Origin of the sequence: Bradyrhizobium sp., from assembly GCF_052389815.1 — a bacterium.
In the GTDB taxonomy this organism is placed as follows: Bacteria; Pseudomonadota; Alphaproteobacteria; order Rhizobiales; family Xanthobacteraceae; genus Bradyrhizobium.
This window is the reverse complement of record NZ_JBQTHN010000231.1, coordinates 1-2,459: the sequence shown is the minus strand read 5'-3', so window position 1 is coordinate 2,459 and position 2,459 is coordinate 1. Positions and strand designations below refer to the sequence as shown.

The following is a 2,459-nucleotide window of genomic DNA, read 5'->3' as shown; positions in this document are numbered from 1 at the left end:
GTCCGTTCCGCGTGACCGATCACGCTCCCAAGCCCCGCGACATACTCCGCAAACCGTGCTTCGCTCTGATCGAGATTCATCTGGCCCTCCACGTGCCAAATAGTGAATCTCCTCAATTACTTGATTCTCAGCCCCAAAGACTGCGACCGCTTGACTCAGTAGTATTAGCGTCCCCGTCCTCGGTCGTTCGGCATGCGATGACGAGAGCGTAATCCGCCGAAAAGGTTGGCGGGTTACGGCTTACGCCTAACCCGCCCTACCAACGACCTCCGTCTTGCGGCGGATGCGGATGACGATGTCGAGCCGGGCAATCTCGTGGCCGGGCGGCGGGTCGGGCATCTGCGCCACCGCCAGATGCTCCGGCACGTCGATCAGCCTGTCCTCGCCTTCCAGGTAGAAATGCGGATGCACGCTGGTGTCGGTGTCGAAGAAGCAGCGCGAGCCGTCCGGTCCGATCCGGCGCAGCAGGCCGGCCAGCGTGAACTGGTTCAGCGTGTTGTAGACGGTCGCGAGCGACAGCCGCATGCCCGCAGCCCTCGCCTCGGCATGGAGCGTCTCGGCCGTGACATGCCGGCCCACGCCGGTAAACAGGAGCTGGCCGAGCATCATGCGCTGGCGGGTTGGCCGCAGGCCGGCCTCGCGCAGCAATTCCTGGCAATCGCCGGCCGGGCAGCCGATGCACAGCTCCCCGCAGGCGGCTTCCAGCTGGGCGCCGCTCAGCTCATCGGTCAACACGTCCATCGCCGGGCCCCCGTCCTGCTCACTGATGCGACTTGATCGCAAAACCGACCGGACATCTTTGAGCTGGATCAAACTGGCGCGACGCGCGGGGAGCGCGCGCGAGCAGCAGCGGCAGGCCTCGTTCGAAATCTTCGACAGTGCCTTCCATGGTGAGGAACGCTTTGCCGGATCAGGAGTCGTTCCTGAGCCTCCGGCTTGAGACCCCCCAAAAGCCCCGGCCGGAGGAAAACCTGTACCACCCAGGTTGGCGGCTCCGGTGCCGCAAAAATCCGGGGCCGCTTACTCCGCTCGTGTCGCCAAGGCCACACGCGCGATGTTCCTCCCGGAGGAACAGCATTTGTAGTACCGCGCGCACGCAACGATAGCGTAGGCTTGCTTTACCCGGGCTGGGGGCATTTCGATCGCGATTTGATATTGCGAGATCCCGGGCGGCCGCCGGATCGTCGTGGGTTCGGCGGCCATTTCATTTGGGCGTTGCGCGCTCTCACGCCCCGGCGATGGCACCTTCTACAAAACCGGTCGGGTCCTGACAGAATTCGCGCATCACCCGGAAGTGGTCGGTCTCTTCCACCGTCACCGGCTCCAGCGCGTGCTTGGTCAGCCGCAGCAGCCGCGCGGTGGGATAGGCCATCAGCATCGGCGAGTGCGTTGCCATCACCACTTGGCAGATTGTGGAATTCTCCATCCGATGCAGCAGCTTCAGGAATTCGATCTGGCGCGCCGGCGACAGCGCGGATTCCGGCTCGTCGAAGATGAAGATGCCCTGCCTCTGGCAGCGCTCCTCGAAGAAGCGCATGAAGCCCTCGCCGTGGGAATGGGAGAGGAAGTCGGGTCCCACATCGCCGTCTTCGCGTGCAGCCTCGTCGAGATAGCGCGCGACCGAGAAGAAACTCTCGGCGCGGAAGAACCAGCCATTGGTGATCTTGGGCAGCCAGCTCGCACGCAGGGCCTTCGACAGCTGCCCGCCCATCTCTTCAGTGGCGTTGGAATGATCGACCGGCATGTAGCCCTTGCCGCCGCCGGCCTCGTCATAGCCGGCGAGCACCGCGATGCCTTCGAGCAGTGTCGATTTGCCGACGCCGTTCTCGCCAACGATGATGGTGATGGGCTTGTCGAAGGATAGCTCGAACTCATCATTCAGAAACGGCAGGCCGTACGGGTAGGCCTCGCGATCCTCGATGCGCGAGGGATCGAACCACAGCCGCCGCAGATACGGCGCGGGCAGATTGATCGGACGTTTTTTTCGGGCCATTTTGTTCGGTCCTGCCGCGGAAAGCTGCAAATTCCAGCGGCGGACCATGGCACATCGCTGGGAACGTAACAAGAACAGAATTGTGGTGTGAGGATCGGTGCGCCGAAAATCGGAATTCGTGAACGAATTCAAATCGATCCAGGCCTTCCCTCGCCGCCACTCATTCTACTAATCAGAAACCCTCTTGATTATTCCGCAAATCGGAACTATACATCTCCCCAGCCCGTGCCACCGTGAGGGACGTTTCGCGATCGTCACGAAACGTGGTGCGGGTTGCGATGGGCCGCTTTGCTGCGTCAGGTGCTTGCACCGGGCGAAACGCAGCGGCGGACGGCGAAGTCGTGTGGTCCTGGCGCCGCGACCCTGGCGTCTATCCGGCCTGCCTGTGCGGGCCCGGCAACGGTGACAATAAAGGCCGCTCACCGGGGAGATCACGTATAAACCGTCAAACCATTGCGCGGGGAAG

At 62.7% G+C, this 2,459-nt stretch carries 2 protein-coding genes; both read right to left on the bottom strand.

All coding sequences use genetic code 11. The features are described 5' to 3' along the window. Positions 1-246: 246 nt before the first annotated feature. Positions 247-741: an iron response transcriptional regulator IrrA gene (irrA, locus tag ACT4OC_RS30545; RefSeq protein ID WP_444842789.1), complete on the bottom strand. Its 495-nt coding sequence runs from the start codon at positions 739-741 to the stop codon at positions 247-249. A 484-nt stretch (positions 742-1,225) separates the two neighbouring features. Beyond that, on the bottom strand, positions 1,226-1,993 hold the full coding sequence (locus ACT4OC_RS30540) for an AAA family ATPase (RefSeq protein WP_444842788.1): 768 nt from the start codon (positions 1,991-1,993) through the stop codon (positions 1,226-1,228). Positions 1,994-2,459: the final 466 nt, after the last annotated feature.

Coding starts and splice junctions, on each gene's coding strand:
- irrA (WP_444842789.1), bottom strand. CDS start 741: ATGGACGTGTTGACCGATGAGCTGAGCGGCGCCCAGCTGGAAGCCGCC.
- ACT4OC_RS30540 (WP_444842788.1), bottom strand. CDS start 1,993: ATGGCCCGAAAAAAACGTCCGATCAATCTGCCCGCGCCGTATCTGCGG.